This window comes from Pseudoalteromonas sp. 11L1 (assembly GCF_055397545.1).
In genome coordinates, this window is record NZ_AP041141.1 from 590,165 (window position 1) to 607,500 (window position 17,336).

Sequence of the window (17,336 nt, forward strand, 5' to 3'; positions counted from 1 at the left end):
CTATTCGGAATATAATGTTACCGAAAAACAATGTTCTCTGTGTTATACAGGCCATCAATGATGCTAATATGCAAAGCTGAAACTAAAAAAATAACAGACTATGGCAATTAATGTTTTATTGGTTGAGGATGACGAATTACTCGTAAAGCGCATCCAAAATCATTTTATAAATACCGAGTTTTCTATTGACGTTGACCCCACCGGGGCCGATGCGTTAAACGTTGTTAAAAGCCGCGTAAATCAGCGCAATACTATTTCATTGGCAATAATTGATATTGTGCTACCAAAGCGCGACGGTTTACAACTTGCCAAAGAACTAAATACGCTCACCGATATTGGCGTTATCTTATTATCGAGTCGTGACTCACAAGCCGATCGAATTGCAGGCCTTGCCCAAGGTGCTGATGACTATATTTGCAAGCCGGTAGATTTACTTGAGCTTGAGCTAAGAATGCGCGCCTTATACAAACGTGTTGCCAATAATCACAGCGACGATGACAGTGAAGAGTTTATTGAATATGCCGATTTTAAACTTCATCCAGACAATCGCACCCTTATTACCGCCAGTGGGATTGAATCACGACTGACTGAAGCTGAACACAAGGTGCTTATTTGTTTGATTGGTAATGCTGGTAAAGCGACTTCCCGTGAAAAAATGTCAGAAGAAATTGGCCAGCCCGATTGGAGCCCCAACGATCGCACAGTAGACGTGTTAGTGGGTCGTTTACGTAAAAAGCTGAACGATGAAAAAGATCAAAAACGTATCGTCACTGTTCGCGGTAAAGGCTATATGCTTTCAATTTAAAGCCTTAGTATTGGGTTAGCTGTGATAATAAACGCTCAAATGCCCGATAATTAAGCGCTTCTTTAAGCTCATTTAAACTGATTTGTGGTGCACCTTTTAAATCACTAATAGTTCGCGCCACTTTAATTACTCTATGATAAGAGCGCGGCGATAGCGCCAGCTTTTCACTGGCTCTGGCTAAAAACTGCAGCTCTGCAGGTGGTAACTCACAGTACAAGCTCATTTCTTTGTTATTTAACCGCGCATTTACTTTACCTTGGCGTTTAAGCTGAACTGCATAAGCTGCTTCTACTCGTGCCCTCACCTCAGCACTGGTTTCTTCTGTAGTTGTACTTTGTAGCTCCACGCTGCTCAACCTTGGTAGTTCAATTTGCAAATCAATTCTGTCAATAAACGGCCCCGATACTCGCGATAAATAGCGCATTACCTGATCGGGTGTCGCCCGCTTATCATGATGGCACCCAGTTGGACTAGGGTTAAGTGCTGCAATAAGCTGAAACTGCGCCGGAAATTCCATTTGTCTGGCCGCGCGTGAAATCGTCACTGTTCCTCTTTCCATTGGCTCGCGTAGCGAGTCTAGCACTTTACGCTCAAATTCAGGGAGCTCATCTAAAAACAAAACACCATTATGCGCTAGCGATATTTCACCGGGTTTAGGGTTAGACGAACCACCCACCAGAGCAACTGCAGAGCAAGTGTGGTGCGGGTTACGAAACGGTCGCTGACGCCAATTGGTTAAATCAATTGAATGGCCAATAATTGAATATAAAGCAGCAGTATCAATGGCTTCATCATCAGACATGGTTGGCATTATGGTAGCCATTCGTTGTGCAAGCATTGATTTTCCGGTGCCTGGTGGACCTAAAAATAGTAGATTATGCCCACCCGCAGCGGCAATTTCTAATACACGCTTTGCACCAGGTTGGCCTTTTACATCACTTAAATCGAGTAAAAAATCTGGCGCTTGGGTACAATCAGGGTAGGTAATATTGAGCGGTAAAGATTGTTGATTGAGCAAGTCTCCCCATACCTCTTGAATAGAACTGACGGCTTTTCGCTTTACACCACTGACTAGGCTGGCCAAACTGTCATTTTCAAGAGGCAGAAAACAGCAACGATTTTGCTCTTTAGCTCCGAGTACTGAGGGTAAAATGGCATTTACCGCACGTATTTCACCATTAAGTGCAAGCTCACCGTAAAATTCGTACTTATGAATATCAGGGCAAACTATTTGTCCCGATGCGACCAAAATACCTACCGCAATCGCAAGGTCAAATCGCCCTCCATCCTTAGGAAGATCGGCAGGTGCTAAATTAACGGTAATACGCTGATCGGGAAATCCAAATTGCGAGTTTTCTAGAGCACTACGTACTCTATCCTTGGCCTCTTTAACCGACGCCTCAGGTAAGCCGACGATATGAAAGGCGGGTAAACCATTCCCTAAATGTACTTCAACCATCACCTCGGGGGCGTTGATCCCCACCTGCGCGCGAGAAAATATACGGGCTAACGACATTCCTTATCCTAGGGTCTGTTGACCTTTCAAGGTTAAATTTGCAGCAGTCTGTTTGGTATTTAGGCAAGGCAGAGCCTATATCGTGTGGTTATTCCCCATAAATAGGCGATAACGAAGCATTAGTGCCAAACAGGCGCTGCCCGAAGGGTTCTGCCTAGGGGCGATTTACTCTTTGTTGCTCGGTTTTCACTTAGTCCACTAGGTTACAAACCTCGCGCCGCGATTAAATCGCCCCTAGTTTGAACAAACTTTAATCCGCAAAGGTCAACAGGCCCTAGTTAACAGCTGTATTAACCCAGTTTAGTCAGGATATTTAAAAACATGTAATATAATCTTCCATTTAATCGCCGAGAAACGTAGCAATAAGGTCATTAACATACTTAATATCATTGCCACTTCCACCGTTAGCGATAGGTTGATACTTAATGTATAGACAATGCCACCAGCAATACAGGTAATAGCATACAGCTCACCTTTAAGCAGCATTGGAATATCGCGGGCAAGCACGTCGCGAATAAGCCCACCAAAACAGGGGGTTATTACAGCCATAATCACAACCGTCATATCTGGCATACCAGCCAATTGCGCTTTTTGCGCTCCCATGACCGCAAAAAAGGCTAAGCCAAACGCGTCAGCGGTTTGCAATACATAGTATGGAATGGATTTTTGCTTATTGATCAGTCGTGTAGTAACCAGAACCGCCACCAAAATAGCGTAGAAGTAGCTTTGGTCGTGTAACCAAAATACGGGCTGGTCGAGTATCACATCGCGAACGGTACCGCCGCCAATAGCCGTAACAGTTGCAAGTACAACTACACCAAAGCCATCCATTTTCTTTTCATAGGCTACCAAGGTGCCTGAGATAGCAAATACCGCCACACCTATTAAATCAAACCAGTGATAAAGTTCAGTCATAATTTTGATTACAAAAAGTTTTAAAGAGTTTAGTGCATAGCATACTAAATATTCAGCAATAACACTTTCAAAAAGTAGAATTAGAAAAGAACAGCAGGTATACGTGTTAAAAATAGCGTGAGGGAATATGAATTTTAGGCATAAAAAAACACGCTTTAGGCGTGTTGCTTTACTATAACTGTTTATTTCAGTGGTTGCGGGAGCCGGAATTTAATAGACAACCTTTACTGGCTAATGGAGAGTTGAGACCGACGAGCTATCCATTTCACTGAATTTCAGACATAAAAAAACACTCTTATAGAGTGTCGATTCATTATAACTTGATTTCAGTGGTTGCGGGAGCCGGATTTGAACCGACGACCTTCGGGTTATGAGCCCGACGAGCTACCAGACTGCTCCATCCCGCGCCTGAAATATTAAGTGTTATTTTACTTCTTACTTAATTAAAGAAGTCAGCCAACTCTATAAAGAATTGGTTGCGGGAGCCGGATTTGAACCGACGACCTTCGGGTTATGAGCCCGACGAGCTACCAGACTGCTCCATCCCGCGCCTGTATATTTTAAGTCTATCGACTACTTAATTTAATCTCTTAAGTTAGAGTTTTACAGCACCAAATCTAACGAAGAGAATTGGTTGCGGGAGCCGGATTTGAACCGACGACCTTCGGGTTATGAGCCCGACGAGCTACCAGGCTGCTCCATCCCGCGCCTGTAATTTCTTAGTAACAGTATTGTGTTATTCACAAGCCTGTTTCGAAGAGAGCGCTATAATATAGGAATAAACCTATAATGCAAGGTTTTACTAATTAAAAGCGTTTAAGTGAACAAAAACCCATCAAACAGTGGTATTTACAGTAATCGTTGATGTGGATTTATCATTTTTTGCCACTCCCAGTCGGGATGACCCATAACAATAAAGTCAGGATTTTCTGTGCTTTCTCTTTGGTTATACGTTAAAGGATTAAATTCAGCGTCGGTAATACAGCCGCCCGCTTCTTCAACAATAACTTGCGATGCACCCGTATCCCACTCACCTGTAGGACCTATTCTTAAAAAACAATCTGCTTTACCCTCGGCAACAATACACGCCTTAAGTGAACACGAACCTAAAGCCACCGTTGCAAATTGCGCATTTAGATACTGGCTAACTGCTTCTATTTTTTGCCGGCGGCTTACAGCCAAAGTTAAACTCTCGGGCGGTGCAACAAATATTTGTTTATCGTGCTCACCTTCACGCTTAAATGCCCCATTTTTAGCCGTTGCATAATAGGTCACGCCCTTTGCTGGCCAATGAATAACCCCCAACACTGGGTGGTTATTTTCTATCAATGCAATATTAACGGCAAAGTCACCACTTTCGAGTATAAATTCACCGGTGCCATCCATTGGGTCAAGCAACCAATAACGTTGCCAGTGCTGTCTATCTTGCAACGCTGGAATGGGGGTTTCTTCTGACATAATAGGAATGTCGGGAGCAAGCGCATTTAAACCTGCCACGAGCACATCATTTGCAGCTAAATCTGCTTTTGTTACTGGCGTATTATCTGATTTTTCTTGCTGACCAATATCGTCTTTTTTATACAAAGACATAATGGCATCCCCTGCACTTTGCGCAAGCTCAATACATGGCTCTAGAAGTTTATTCATTAATGTCTCCTGAGGCTAAATACTTATCTAATAATAGCAGAGCCGCAACACTACGTGCTTCAGTAAAGTCAGGTTGTTCTAATAACGACTGCCACTGTGAAAGTGGCCATTTCACAACCACTAAGGGCTCAGGCTCATCGCCTAGTAAGGTTTCAGGATATAAATTTTTAGCAAACAAAATATGCATGGTTGCGTTAAAATAGCTCGGTGCCATAGTGACCGTTTTAAGCGGTTTAAAGTATTCAGCGCCAAAGCCAATTTCTTCTTTGAGCTCTCTGTTTGCAGCCTGTTCAGGCGTTTCACCTGGGTCAATGAGCCCTTTGGGAAACCCTAACTGATAGTCATTGGTGCCTGCACAATACTCACGAACCAGTAATAACTCATTTTCAGTGGTCATAGGTACAATCATAACGGCTCCACGACCACCGCCGCGAATTCGCTCATACTGACGCTCTTCGTTATTTGAAAACTTAAGCTCTAAAGACTCCACAGTAAATAAGCGACTTTTAGCGACAACATTATTACTGAGAATTTGTGGTGGTGTTGGGTGCTTTTTCTGTGTCATGGGCATCAATTTGCTATCATTGCAGTTATACTAATCATATACCCAAATGAGTATAAGATGCGAGTTTCAGTTTGAATTAAAAGCAATTTAATTGAGCAAATAATTCTCGGGTTTAGCTAAGGTTAATTCTTTATTTTAGGCTACGAATACGCTCTTAATATAATATTGTCGGATTTATACCTTAATAACTCAATTTACAAAGTTCATTAATCTACTTCATCGCAACTTATTCATTTCAAAAAGTAGTTTTCACAAGGATACATCATGCTCAACTGGTCAAAAATCGATACTGTATTACTCGACATGGATGGAACTTTACTTGATTTACATTACGACACTGACTTTTGGCTCAATGTTGTACCCCAACAACACGCTCTGGCTCAAAATATCAGTTTTGAGGAAGCCCGCGTAGATATCTTAAAACGCTATCAGGCTGTGAGTGGCAAAATTCAGTGGTACTGCTCTGACTATTGGGAGGCACAGCTAAACTTACCTATTCTCGAACTAAAGCGCCAGTCTGCCCACTTAATCAAAATTCGTGAAGACGTTCCGCATTTTTTAACTGAACTTAGACGAGCAGGTAAAGAGCTCATTTTGCTGACTAATGCCCATCCTGAATGCGTCATGCTTAAATTTGAACATACCGCTATTGATAACTATTTAGACGGGGTGGTATCGACTCATGAATATGGAGTAAGTAAAGAGCAACAAAGCTTGTGGCATAAAGTGCAAGGGGACTTAGGGTTTGATAAACGCCGCACTTTATTTGTAGATGACAGTTTACCGGTATTAAATGCCGCACGAAAATACGGCATTGAGCATTTACTTGCGGTTGCTAACCCTAATAGTCAGCAACCACATAACGATATAAGCGATTACTTAAGCGTAACCGACTACCGCGCTATTATATAATTAGCTTTTTGGGTAACGCGCTACTAAGCCTTGATATACCTGTTTTGCAAAATCTGCATGTTCAGTATCAAGGCTTTTAACTACTTCTACTAAGTGTTCGTTATCTTCTTGACCATGCCATACTTTAATGTAGCTGCCATCTTTGTAGCCATGATCTTGGCGGAAAAAGTTAAGCGTATTTTTACCTACATAACCACGGTATAAATCATCAATATCCATGCCCATTTGTGCCATACAACCGGCAAATGCTGATGCATTAAACGCTTTATTGGCAACAGCACTGGCTGCTAATAATTCAAGTGTTTGTTTAAAGTCATCACCTTGTTGTGGTGCACTCATTTCGGCTTGTAGTTTTGTTGCTATTTGCTCGTAGCTAGTCTCACCGTCAATACGCAACGATAAGCCAAAGTGAAAAATATCAACCAGCTCTAAAATCACCTGTTCAGTATCTGGTGTTTGTTTTTTCCACCATTTCCAACCGTAATGGTCTAACATTTCTGCACATTCAACCCAAATAGCTCGGTACCATTCAAAGCCTTGGCTAAACCATTGCTCATGTACTTTAGTATTCATGGCATTTTGCATTTCTAGCATAACAACTAGCTTGTTTAAATTCGCAGACATATTGGTTCCACTGTTGGATTTATAATTAGGGTAATAATACAGATAATATAACTTAACGACCAGCCGAAAACTCATGCCATGAGTTGATCAGGTCAACAAAGTCTTCAAAACCACAACCGCTGCTTAAATCATTCTCTTCAAGCATTAATTCGTCATCTTGGTAGGCTAATATATCTTCGTTATCTTGATGCAGCGCATGCGCTTCAAATAACGCTTCATCTTTAGAAAGGATCAGGTCAATTTCTTGACCTTTAAGTGTTAACGGTTCAAAGCTTGAACTCACCGAGCTAATAAGCGCCAGCACCATAGCCACTTTGTCTTTGCCTATTTCTTCATTTAACCAACGGCCTATAATCGCATGCTCGCTGCTTATTTTAATTCTTAACCCACTAATAGGGTCGCGAATAAATTGGTATTCCATAACTTTATTCCAGTACTGCTAATTACAATAGATTATAACCTAGTCAGTTATGAATAACGCAAGCCAGATACAAAAATAGCGCCGCAAGGCGCTACTTAACCTGAACTCTGGTTAAGAGATTTACTAACATATTGAATAAAATGATATTTATGTTTATTTTCTCTAGCCAGAGATTTTCACTGAAAACAAGGCGAAATTACGCGTCAATAGCTAGTCTATTGCAAGTAAATTCAACGCAGTTAGCGCTCAAAATAGCTGCTAGAGATAGATTTATTATCCAGAGTTCAGGTTATTTAGTATCATCAATATAGCTAACCGCCTGAGCGATAGCGGGCAGCATCAATAATTGCCCATAAATGGAATACGGCCCCAACAATAGCTGGAACAACTAAGAACCATAACGCGTAACCGCCAAAAACCAAAATGGCAAACACCAGCGCCGATAAAATACGACCCTGCACCAACTGCCCTAAACCCGGGAAAAAAATATTACATAGAGCGGCTATTACATTTCCGCCAGAACCTTGTTGAGACATACTAACCTCTGTAGTTTAATTAATTTTGTATTTGTACTTATTGTTTATACTTACACACTTTATGCCAATTTATTAAGGCTTACAAATCATACAGTTAAATTATTACGAATTTATCGCTTTAGTATTTTTTGCCAAAAATAAGTCAAATTAGCAATTTTAAATAGCTATTTTAGTTACTTGCTCAGTTTATACTGTTCACTATTCAACAACTTAAATACCTATTTTATAAATAGCTGTTTATAAAAACAGTATTTTATTTAGCCTAACAAAAACACCTGTTATACTGCTCTCATTATTGATTAAAAAGGCGTAACGATGGACGTTTCAGAATTACTCGATGGCTTAAATGATAAACAACGCGATGCCGTTGCAGCGCCATTACAAAACATGCTGGTATTAGCAGGAGCAGGTTCAGGTAAAACTCGAGTATTGGTTCATCGTATTGCCTGGTTAATGCAAGTAGAGCAAGCCTCTGCCTACAGTATTTTTGCGGTAACCTTTACCAATAAAGCCGCTAAAGAGATGCGCTCAAGAGTTGAAGAAACTCTAAAAGCCCCTGTTGGTGGCATGTGGATTGGTACTTTCCATGGTTTATCGCACCGAATTTTACGGGCGCATCACCGTGAAGCAAATTTACCTGAAGCCTTTCAAATTTTAGACTCAGACGATCAGCTTCGCATGATCAAGCGCTTGTTAAAATCGATGAATATTGATGATAAAAAATGGCCAGCCAAACAGTTTGGTTGGTACATAAGCGCTAAAAAAGACGAAGCTCTGCGCCCTAAAGATATTCAGGCATACGATATTAACGAGCAAATGATGCTGCGCGTTTACGCAGCCTATCAAGAAGCTTGTGATAGAGCGGGCCTAGTTGATTTTGCTGAAATATTACTACGTAGTTATGAGGTTCTTAAAAACAACCCAACCCTGCTTCGTCATTATCAGCAGCGCTTCGCACACATGCTAGTAGACGAGTTTCAAGATACCAATACTATTCAATATGCATGGCTAAAATTACTTGCGGGCGACACTAGTAGTATTATGATTGTAGGTGATGATGACCAAAGTATTTACGGTTGGCGTGGCGCTAAAATTGAAAATATCAAACGCTTTTTAACAGACTTTGATGCAGAGACGATTCGCCTTGAGCAAAACTATCGCTCGACTGCCACTATTCTTAAAGCGTCTAATGCGCTTATACAAAATAACTCCGAGCGTATGGGTAAAAGCTTGTGGACTGACGGTAACGACGGCGAACCAATTTCTATTTATGCTGCCTTTAACGAGCTAGATGAAGCGCGCTTTGTGAGTAGCAAATTACGCAGCTGGCTAAATGCCGGAAATGCGCTACAGGATGCGGCTATTTTGTATCGTAGTAATGCGCAATCGCGGGTACTTGAAGAAGCGATGCTACAAGAAGGTTTAAAATACCGAATTTATGGTGGTATGCGATTCTTCGAACGTCAAGAAATTAAAGATGCCCTCTCATACTTACGCTTAGTGGGTAACCGCCAAGATGATGCCGCATTTGAGCGTGTAATTAATACCCCAGCCCGAGGCATTGGTGACAAAACATTAAGCCATATTCGTGACTGCGCTCGCGCTGAATCTTTGCCGCTTTGGTATGCTGCTAAAGCCATTGTAGAACAACAGCATTTATCGGGTCGTGCATCAGGAGCGGTTGCCAAGTTTGTCGAACTTATTGAGCATATTGAAGATAAAATTAGTGACTTAACGTTGCATGAGCAAGCTAAATACGCAATTCAAACCTCAGGGTTAATGGCTATGTATCAGGCTGAAAAAGGCGAGAAAGGCCGCGCTCGAGTAGAAAACTTAGAAGAATTAATTAGTGCCTGCGATCAGTATGAACTCCCTGAAGAAGAAGAGTTTAGCTCGCCACTACAAGGCTTTTTAGCTTACACCTCACTTGAGTCTGGCGAAGGTCAAGCCGATGAACATGAAGATGCTGTACAAATGATGACGCTTCACTCAGCTAAAGGCTTGGAGTTTCCTTTAGTGTTTATGGTCGGTGTTGAAGAAGGTATGTTTCCATCTCAGCAAAGTAATGAAGAAACCGGCCGTTTAGAAGAAGAGCGCCGCCTTTGTTACGTGGGTATGACCCGTGCTATGGATAAGCTGTATATAAGCCATGCCGAAAGCCGCCGCTTATATGGCCAAGAGAAATATCACAGCCCATCGCGCTTTTTACGTGAAATACCCGAAGACTGCGTAGAAGAAATTCGCATTAAAACACAAGTATCTCGCCCGCCTACAGCCGGTCGCTTTAGCGCATCGGTTAGCCATGCTGCATTTGAAGAAAGCGGATTTAACTTAGGTCAACGCGTGCTGCATGCAAAGTTTGGCATTGGCACCGTACTCAATTACGAAGGCAGTGGCGCACAATCTCGCGTACAAGTTAACTTTGACGACTTAGGCAGTAAGTGGTTAGTAACAGCTTATGCAAGATTACAAGCCGTTTAACCGCGTTGTAGAGCGTGTACAGCAACAACTTGCGAATGCGAAACATCGCCAGTTACTGCTGCTTACAGGCGATAAAAACTGGTGTTATGAGCAATGTACTCAGCTGCTTGCTCATTTGCAGCACCCTTCTTTTGTACTGTCAAAAAGCACTCATTTAATTAATGCACATTGGCCAGAGCATACCCACCAAATTTTAGGGCAAGAGTGCGCCCATGCTGTTTATGACGGCTACAGTGGACTGGTGCCAGATAAACTAGCTGCGCTTAGTGGCGTTGTGCAAGCAGGTGGTTTTTTAATTATATTGCTACCCGAACTTAAAGAACTTGAACACTGGTGTGATGACGCCCTTCCCTTATTTCAATCTTTTGGGCAAATGCACCCTTACAGCTTTTTTAACCAACGCTTAGCTCACTTACTAAGCAAAACTACTTTACTGCATTTTAGCCAGCAAAATGGTTGGCAGTGTATTACCGATACGAATCTATCAACTGGTGAAATTGACTTTACCGAGCAACAACAGTGTATTGAATTAATAATAAAAACAGCAAACGGACGAGCAAATCGACCATTATTAATTAATGCAGATCGGGGAAGAGGAAAATCAGCCGCATTAGGTATTGCAGCAAGTAAACTCAGCGATAAAAACATACTTATTTGCTCTATGCAATTTCGTGCTTTGCACAGTAGTTTTAAGCACTTAGCGAGTGAGCTTGATATAGATTATCGAGCTGGCGATAAACACATTGCAAACATGCACTATGTGGCGCCTGATCAACTACTGAACGAACAACCGCAGTGCGATTTGCTATTAATTGATGAAGCAGCAGCAATCCCTGTTCCAATTCTCATAAAAATTCTTCACCTTTATCCTCGCGTGGTCTTTTCAAGCACTATGATTGGCTATGAAGGTAATGGTCGCGGTTATATTTTAAAGTTTACTCGTTACCTCAAAACGCATTTTAAAAACATGCGTAGCATCAGTCTTGAGCAGCCAATCCGTTTTGCAAAGCACGATCCTTTAGAGCTGCACCTTCGTACACTCTTAGCTTTGGATGCAGAACATCACAGCGCTAGTTTGAATACTGCTCCCCTACAATTTAAGCATCTGCAAGCAAATCAACTTACTAACGACGAACCACTGCTTCATCAAGTTGTTGGCTTACTAACACTGGCACATTATCAAACCAGTGTGAATGACTTACGTCACTTACTAGATGCCGCTGGGCAACGCCTATTTGTTTGTCAACAAGGTGATAATATTCTTGGTGTGTGTTTAGTAGCGATAGAAGGTGGCTTTACTACATCGTTGAGTAATGAAGTAGTGCAAGGTAAGCGCCGCCCTCAAGGGCACTTAATGGCTCAAAGCCTTGCACAATTAAGCTTTAAACCTGAGGTATTAAAACAACACTGCGCTCGCGTGGTACGAATTGCTATTGACCCAGAACAGCACAACAAGCACCTAGGAACACAATTACTTCATTACAGTGAACAGCAATTACAAAACGAATGTGATTGGTTTGGTGCTAGCTTTGGGGCTAATGCGCAATTACTTAGTTTTTGGCAAAATAATGACTTTAATTTGGTAAAGCTGGGTTTTCAAAAAGATAAGGCAACCGGCGAACATAGCGCATTGGTTATTAAAAGCTTAACTAAAAATGACCAACTACTAGAGCAATTAACAGCCCAGTTCGAAGCTGATTTTCCTTTGCAATTGCTCAGCCATTTTAGTCAGCTAGATTATAAACTGGTAGCAAAAATTGTTTCACGCTTTAATACCCATACCATCAGCATAGCCGATCAATCAAGATTAAAGTCTATGTTAACAAGTGACTATCAGCTCTTTAATATTAAACCTTTACTATGGAGGAGTTTTTGGGCATCTCCTCTTAGCTTGCCAAATGATGAGGATAATTTCCAATCTATTTTTATTAGGCTAGTATTACAAAATTGGACACCTAAAAATATCCAAACTGAGCTAGGTTTGAATGGCACCAAGTCATTTAATATATTATTAAAAAAGGCTGTAGATAACTGGTATGAGCGCACTTCGCATAATAATACACCTTAGCATTGCCTCTGTCGCATTAGCCTTAGGGCAGCCTATAGCCTATGCAGAGCAAGATAATAGCAAAGTTATTAAACTTGGTATGTCTACAGCGCTTAGCGGACCGGCTCAAAATATTGGCCTACAGTTGCATAAAGGCAGTAGCATTTACTTTAACAAGGTTAATAATGCTGGTGGTATAAACGGTGCTCAGATACAACTTCTAGTTGCTGACGATAACTACGAACCAAAGCAAACCGTTAATAATACCCGTACTTTTATTTATACCGACAAAGTCGATGCACTGTTTGGTGCTATGGGCACCCCAACTAGCCACGCTATTATACCTTTACTAGAGCAGTCACAAACCCCGTTCATAATGCCTTTTAGCGGGGCGAGCTTCCTACATGATAAATCACGCGCTAACATATTTAATCTAAGAGCCAGCTATAATGACGAAGCCGCAGAGCAAATTAAATACTTAGTAGAGGAGCGTAAACATACAAAGATAGGGCTATTTATTCAAGCAGATGAGTTTGGCTTGTACGTCGAATCAGGGCTAAGAAAAGAGCTAACAAAATATCAACTTTCGCCTATAAAAGTCGCGCGTTACCAACGTAATAGTCATGATGTAGCATCAGCGCTTAATGCATTACAAGCCAGCGGGGTGACAGCTATCTGTTTAGTTGGTACCTATGCGCCACTTGGTGAGTTTATAAATAGTGCATATGCGAAGAACTTTACCCCAGACTATACTAGTGTCTCTTTTGTACCTAGCTTTGACTTATTTGATGAAGTAACTTCTCCCTCTCATATTATGGTTACTGAAATTGTTCCCAATCCACTCACTTGTAGCGATGATTTTTGCAATGAGTTTTTAGCTGATATGCAAGCAAGCAAGATTACAAAACCCAATCGTCTTCATTTTGAAGGTTATATTAATGCCATGGCATTTAGCAAGGCAGCGGCAAGCTGCAAATTACCACTTAAACACTCGTGCCTAATGAATGAGCTTAATTCACTGTTAATAAATGATAAAATAATCAAAAAGTTTTTTATTGATACAAAAAATAAAAATAAGCGTAATGTATATCGCTCTTATTATGTGAATAAATAAGTACCTTCCAAATATTGTTCTATCCTTAATATACAAACTAAGTATGTGAGGAAACTATGGACTTAATTAACTTTAAAGTGGGTTATAAAACCATTTCACTTAAGATTCTTGATATCTTATTAACGGAACAATTTAATAATAACCTCACGGTGTTACCTAACGACAATAAAAGCTTTTTGGGCGTTAAAGATTATATGGGGATCCCAACCCCTGTATTTGATCTTGGAATCATTTTAAATGGAGTTTCTACTGAGCGCAGTAATTTAGATGCTTTAAAGCAACTTAAATCTTGGCAAAAACAACTAATTGCTTGGTTTAATAAATTAGAGCAAGAACTACTCGTTTCGCAAAGCTCGTTAAAAACAAATCAGTATGAGCTTACTGATTTTGAACAGTTTTATACAGAGTTTAAAACGGATAATGATGAATTAAAAAATACCATGTCACGCTTTGATAACCCGTTTAAATCGCTCCTAAACAAATTGACCAGTGCGATAGATGCATATAAACAAGGCAACAATAAACAAGTCGGTACTCAACTTGAGATTATAAGAAGGCATGAACTTATTCACCTAGAGCGTTTATTTGACTCGGCAATAGAGCAAATCACTTTAGATTATAAACCTATTATTGTTTTTACTACTAAAGATGGGTTGAACCCTCATATAGGCCTGTTAGTTGATAAAGTGGAAGATAATATTGAATATAAAAAAGAGGATATTAAACCACTAGATAAGCTCACTGAAGTTGGTTTTGATATTGACCCCCAAACAAGAAACATGATGTATGGTCTAATTAAGCTTGCTGATAAACATAGTGTACTTATTGATCCTAGCGCAATATTTAAGCCCAAAGAGCTTGAACCAACTAGTAGCGCTCAAGAGCAAGAAACTGAAGCCTATGGACTGTTTTAAGAATGCTTCCTTTACACCCGTAAAAGCCCGACTCTTTTGAGTCGGGCTTTCTACAATTTGAAGCATGGTAATGTCGTAGTGTCCACAGCGATGGAAAGCCACATAACAAATGGGATACTCTCTATGCGTCGGGAGTCCCTTCGCTCGCCCAACCTACGCGATAGTGCTGGGTGAGTGTGTGCTTTTTACTTTTCTGCAGACGTAAAAAAGCCCGACTCTTTCGAATCGGGCTTTCTCTTATTTGGAGCCTGGTAATGACCTACTTTCACATAACAAATGCTACACTATCATCGGCGCTGTTTCGTTTCACTACTGAGTTCGGCATGGGGTCAGGTGGGTCCAAAACGCTATTGTCACCAAGCAAATTTGGTGTCAGTCCGTATTACTACGCACTAACTAAAATTTGGAATTTCTGATAATAAAGTTTTCAGTAATCTACTTTAGTCTATTAACTTCTTCGCTTGTTTCACTATCACATAAAACGCGTTTGGCGTTGTATGGTTAAGCCTCACGGGTAATTAGTACAAGTTAGCTTAATGGCTCACACCACTTCCACATCTTGCCTATCAACGTTGTAGTCTTCAACGGCCCTTCAGAGACTTTAAAAGTCTAGTGAGAACTCATCTCGAGGCCTGCTTCGCGCTTAGATGCTTTCAGCGCTTATCAGTTCCGAACGTAGCTACCGGGCAATGCCATTGGCATGACAACCCGAACACCAGCGGTTCGTTCACTCCGGTCCTCTCGTACTAGGAGCAACCCCTCTCAATTCTCAAACGCCCACGGCAGATAGGGACCGAACTGTCTCACGACGTTCTAAACCCAGCTCGCGTACCACTTTAAATGGCGAACAGCCATACCCTTGGGACCGACTTCAGCCCCAGGATGTGATGAGCCGACATCGAGGTGCCAAACACCGCCGTCGATATGAACTCTTGGGCGGTATCAGCCTGTTATCCCCGGAGTACCTTTTATCCGTTGAGCGATGGCCCTTCCATTCAGAACCACCGGATCACTATGACCTACTTTCGTACCTGCTCGACGTGTCTGTCTCGCAGTTAAGCTGGCTTCTACCATTACACTAACCGTACGATGTCCGACCGTACTTAGCCAACCTTCGTGCTCCTCCGTTACTCTTTGGGAGGAGACCGCCCCAGTCAAACTACCCACCAGGCACTGTCCGTAACCCCGATTCAGGGGCCAACGTTAGAACATCAAAACTACAAGGGTGGTATTTCAAGGACGACTCCACAAAAACTAGCGTCTCTGCTTCAAAGTCTCCCACCTATCCTACACATGTAGGTTCAATGTTCAGTGCCAAGCTGTAGTAAAGGTTCACGGGGTCTTTCCGTCTAGCCGCGGGTACACAGCATCTTCACTGCGATTTCAATTTCACTGAGTCTCGGGTGGAGACAGCGTGGCCATGGTTACACCATTCGTGCAGGTCGGAACTTACCCGACAAGGAATTTCGCTACCTTAGGACCGTTATAGTTACGGCCGCCGTTTACCGGGGCTTCGATCAAGAGCTTCTCCGAAGATAACCCCATCAATTAACCTTCCGGCACCGGGCAGGTGTCACACCGTATACGTCATCTTGCGATTTTGCACAGTGCTGTGTTTTTAATAAACAGTCCCAGCCACCTGGTCACTGCGGCTCCAATCAGCTTAGAGAGCAAGTCTCATCACCAATCGGAGCGTACCTTCTCCCGAAGTTACGGTACGATTTTGCCTAGTTCCTTCACCCGAGTTCTCTCAAGCGCCTTAGTATTCTCTACCTGACCACCTGTGTCGGTTTGGGGTACGATTCGGTATAATCTGAAGCTTAGAGGCTTTTCCTGGAAGTATGGCATCAGCAACTTCATCACCGTGGTGACTCGTCTCGTGTCTCAGCCTAACAGTAACCCGGATTTACCTAAGTCACTAGCCTACACACTTTCACATGGACTACCATCGCCATGCTTGCTTAGCCTGCTCCGTCCCCCCATCGCAATTATACCAAGTACGGAAATATTAATCCGTTTCCCATCGACTACGCCTTTCGGCCTCGCCTTAGGGGTCGACTTACCCTACCCTGATTAACATGGGATAGGAACCCTTGGTCTTCCGGCGTGCGGGTTTTTCACCCGCATTATCGTTACTCATGTCAGCATTCGCACTTCTGATACGTCCAGCATACCTCCCGGTACACCTTCAACCGCTTACAGAACGCTCCCCTACCACTCAGAATAAATTCTGAATCCGCAGCTTCGGTGCATAGTTTAGCCCCGTTACATCTTCCGCGCAGACCGACTCGACCAGTGAGCTATTACGCTTTCTTTAAAGGATGGCTGCTTCTAAGCCAACCTCCTGGCTGTCTGGGCCTTTCCACATCGTTTCCCACTTAACTATGACTTTGGGACCTTAGCTGGCGGTCTGGGTTGTTTCCCTCTTCACGACGGACGTTAGCACCCGCCGTGTGTCTCCCGGATATTACTTTACGGTATTCGGAGTTTGCAAAGGGTTGGTAAGTCGGGATGACCCCCTAGCCTTAACAGTGCTCTACCCCCGTAAGTATTCGTCCGAGGCTCTACCTAAATAGATTTCGGGGAGAACCAGCTATCTCCCGGTTTGATTAGCCTTTCACTCCTAACCACAGGTCATCCCCTAACTTTTCAACGTTAGTGGGTTCGGTCCTCCAATTGATGTTACTCAATCTTCAACCTGCCCATGGCTAGATCACCGGGTTTCGGGTCTATACCTTGCAACTATTCGCCCAGTTAAGACTCGGTTTCCCTACGGCTACCCTAATCGGTTAACCTCGCTACAAAATATAAGTCGCTGACCCATTATACAAAAGGTACG

At 42.2% G+C, this 17,336-nt stretch carries 13 protein-coding genes, 3 tRNA genes and 2 rRNA genes (1 of these 18 cut by a window edge); 6 read left to right on the plus strand and 12 right to left on the minus strand.

Features of this window, described 5'->3' with window-relative positions; all coding sequences use genetic code 11:
* The first annotated feature begins 100 nt into the window (after positions 1-100).
* Positions 101-805, plus strand: coding sequence for a response regulator transcription factor (locus ACZ5WS_RS02745; RefSeq protein WP_464710540.1), 705 nt, complete (start codon positions 101-103; stop codon positions 803-805).
* Between the two features lie 4 nt (positions 806-809).
* Here the strand turns inward: ACZ5WS_RS02745 and ACZ5WS_RS02750 are convergent, their stop codons facing one another.
* The 7 genes from ACZ5WS_RS02750 to nudE form a co-directional block, all read right to left on the minus strand.
* Positions 810-2,321, minus strand: a complete 1,512-nt coding sequence (locus ACZ5WS_RS02750) for a YifB family Mg chelatase-like AAA ATPase (protein ID WP_464710542.1) — start codon at positions 2,319-2,321, stop codon at positions 810-812.
* A 300-nt stretch (positions 2,322-2,621) separates the two neighbouring features.
* Complete coding sequence (locus ACZ5WS_RS02755) at positions 2,622-3,236, minus strand: trimeric intracellular cation channel family protein (protein ID WP_008108278.1); 615 nt, start codon at positions 3,234-3,236, stop codon at positions 2,622-2,624.
* A 330-nt stretch (positions 3,237-3,566) separates the two neighbouring features.
* Positions 3,567-3,643, minus strand: a tRNA-Met gene (locus ACZ5WS_RS02760).
* 66 nt (positions 3,644-3,709) lie between these two features.
* Positions 3,710-3,786, minus strand: a tRNA-Met gene (locus tag ACZ5WS_RS02765).
* A gap of 81 nt (positions 3,787-3,867) precedes the next feature.
* A tRNA-Met gene (locus tag ACZ5WS_RS02770) sits at positions 3,868-3,944 on the minus strand.
* 141 nt (positions 3,945-4,085) lie between these two features.
* The gene (cysQ, locus tag ACZ5WS_RS02775) at positions 4,086-4,883 is read right to left on the minus strand and encodes a 3'(2'),5'-bisphosphate nucleotidase CysQ (protein ID WP_008108277.1); all 798 of its coding nucleotides are present in this window, start codon (positions 4,881-4,883) and stop codon (positions 4,086-4,088) included.
* Complete coding sequence (gene nudE / locus ACZ5WS_RS02780) at positions 4,876-5,448, minus strand: ADP compounds hydrolase NudE (RefSeq protein WP_008108276.1); 573 nt, start codon at positions 5,446-5,448, stop codon at positions 4,876-4,878. Before nudE ends, cysQ begins: the two co-directional genes overlap by 8 nt.
* Positions 5,449-5,712: 264 nt before the next feature.
* Here nudE and yrfG point away from each other — a divergent pair, with 264 nt between their 5' ends.
* Positions 5,713-6,360 (plus strand): GMP/IMP nucleotidase, encoded by a 648-nt coding sequence (yrfG, locus tag ACZ5WS_RS02785; protein WP_138608723.1) that lies wholly within the window; start codon positions 5,713-5,715, stop codon positions 6,358-6,360.
* Here yrfG and ACZ5WS_RS02790 read toward each other — a convergent pair whose 3' ends face one another.
* The 3 genes from ACZ5WS_RS02790 to ACZ5WS_RS02800 form a co-directional block, all read right to left on the minus strand.
* The gene (locus tag ACZ5WS_RS02790) at positions 6,361-6,984 is read right to left on the minus strand and encodes a dUTP diphosphatase (protein WP_138608725.1); all 624 of its coding nucleotides are present in this window, start codon (positions 6,982-6,984) and stop codon (positions 6,361-6,363) included. It lies immediately after the preceding gene.
* A 52-nt stretch (positions 6,985-7,036) separates the two neighbouring features.
* Positions 7,037-7,405 carry a YacL family protein gene (locus ACZ5WS_RS02795; RefSeq protein ID WP_008108271.1) on the minus strand — a complete coding sequence of 123 codons (369 nt, stop codon included), beginning with the start codon at positions 7,403-7,405 and terminating at the stop codon, positions 7,037-7,039.
* Between the two features lie 311 nt (positions 7,406-7,716).
* Entirely contained in the window at positions 7,717-7,941 is a 225-nt protein-coding gene (locus ACZ5WS_RS02800) for a hypothetical protein (protein ID WP_054202800.1), read from the minus strand.
* A 315-nt stretch (positions 7,942-8,256) separates the two neighbouring features.
* Here ACZ5WS_RS02800 and uvrD point away from each other — a divergent pair, with 315 nt between their 5' ends.
* From uvrD to ACZ5WS_RS02820, 4 genes are read left to right on the plus strand one after another with little or no spacing between them, the layout of a single operon-like run.
* Positions 8,257-10,422, plus strand: a complete 2,166-nt coding sequence (gene uvrD, locus ACZ5WS_RS02805; protein WP_464710545.1) for a DNA helicase II — start codon at positions 8,257-8,259, stop codon at positions 10,420-10,422.
* Positions 10,400-12,490: a tRNA(Met) cytidine acetyltransferase TmcA domain-containing protein gene (locus ACZ5WS_RS02810; protein WP_464710546.1), complete on the plus strand. Its 2,091-nt coding sequence runs from the start codon at positions 10,400-10,402 to the stop codon at positions 12,488-12,490. Before uvrD ends, ACZ5WS_RS02810 begins: the two co-directional genes overlap by 23 nt.
* A complete protein-coding gene (locus ACZ5WS_RS02815) occupies positions 12,459-13,583 on the plus strand; it encodes an ABC transporter substrate-binding protein (RefSeq protein WP_464710548.1) in 1,125 nt (374 codons plus the stop codon). The genes ACZ5WS_RS02810 and ACZ5WS_RS02815 overlap by 32 nt, the downstream gene beginning before the upstream one ends.
* A gap of 56 nt (positions 13,584-13,639) precedes the next feature.
* On the plus strand, positions 13,640-14,497 hold the full coding sequence (locus ACZ5WS_RS02820; RefSeq protein WP_464710550.1) for a chemotaxis protein: 858 nt from the start codon (positions 13,640-13,642) through the stop codon (positions 14,495-14,497).
* 246 nt (positions 14,498-14,743) lie between these two features.
* Here the strand turns inward: ACZ5WS_RS02820 and rrf are convergent.
* Both rrf and ACZ5WS_RS02830 read right to left on the minus strand, forming a co-directional pair.
* Positions 14,744-14,858, minus strand: a 5S ribosomal RNA gene (gene rrf / locus ACZ5WS_RS02825).
* 136 nt (positions 14,859-14,994) lie between these two features.
* Positions 14,995-17,336: ribosomal RNA gene (locus ACZ5WS_RS02830) — 23S ribosomal RNA — on the minus strand (it continues 543 nt past the right edge of the window).

Bases quoted from the DNA above. Each gene is read 5' to 3' on its own strand.
- ACZ5WS_RS02755 (WP_008108278.1), bottom strand. From the start codon at position 3,236: ATGACTGAACTTTATCACTGGTTTGATTTAATAGGTGTGGCGGTATTT.
- nudE (WP_008108276.1), bottom strand. From the start codon at position 5,448: ATGACACAGAAAAAGCACCCAACACCACCACAAATTCTCAGTAATAAT.
- ACZ5WS_RS02790 (WP_138608725.1), bottom strand. From the start codon at position 6,984: ATGTCTGCGAATTTAAACAAGCTAGTTGTTATGCTAGAAATGCAAAAT.
- ACZ5WS_RS02795 (WP_008108271.1), bottom strand. From the start codon at position 7,405: ATGGAATACCAATTTATTCGCGACCCTATTAGTGGGTTAAGAATTAAA.
- ACZ5WS_RS02810 (WP_464710546.1), top strand. From the start codon at position 10,400: ATGCAAGATTACAAGCCGTTTAACCGCGTTGTAGAGCGTGTACAGCAA.
- ACZ5WS_RS02745 (WP_464710540.1), top strand. From the start codon at position 101: ATGGCAATTAATGTTTTATTGGTTGAGGATGACGAATTACTCGTAAAG.
- ACZ5WS_RS02815 (WP_464710548.1), top strand. From the start codon at position 12,459: ATGAGCGCACTTCGCATAATAATACACCTTAGCATTGCCTCTGTCGCA.
- ACZ5WS_RS02750 (WP_464710542.1), bottom strand. From the start codon at position 2,321: ATGTCGTTAGCCCGTATATTTTCTCGCGCGCAGGTGGGGATCAACGCC.
- ACZ5WS_RS02800 (WP_054202800.1), bottom strand. From the start codon at position 7,941: ATGTCTCAACAAGGTTCTGGCGGAAATGTAATAGCCGCTCTATGTAAT.
- cysQ (WP_008108277.1), bottom strand. From the start codon at position 4,883: ATGAATAAACTTCTAGAGCCATGTATTGAGCTTGCGCAAAGTGCAGGG.
- uvrD (WP_464710545.1), top strand. From the start codon at position 8,257: ATGGACGTTTCAGAATTACTCGATGGCTTAAATGATAAACAACGCGAT.
- yrfG (WP_138608723.1), top strand. From the start codon at position 5,713: ATGCTCAACTGGTCAAAAATCGATACTGTATTACTCGACATGGATGGA.
- ACZ5WS_RS02820 (WP_464710550.1), top strand. From the start codon at position 13,640: ATGGACTTAATTAACTTTAAAGTGGGTTATAAAACCATTTCACTTAAG.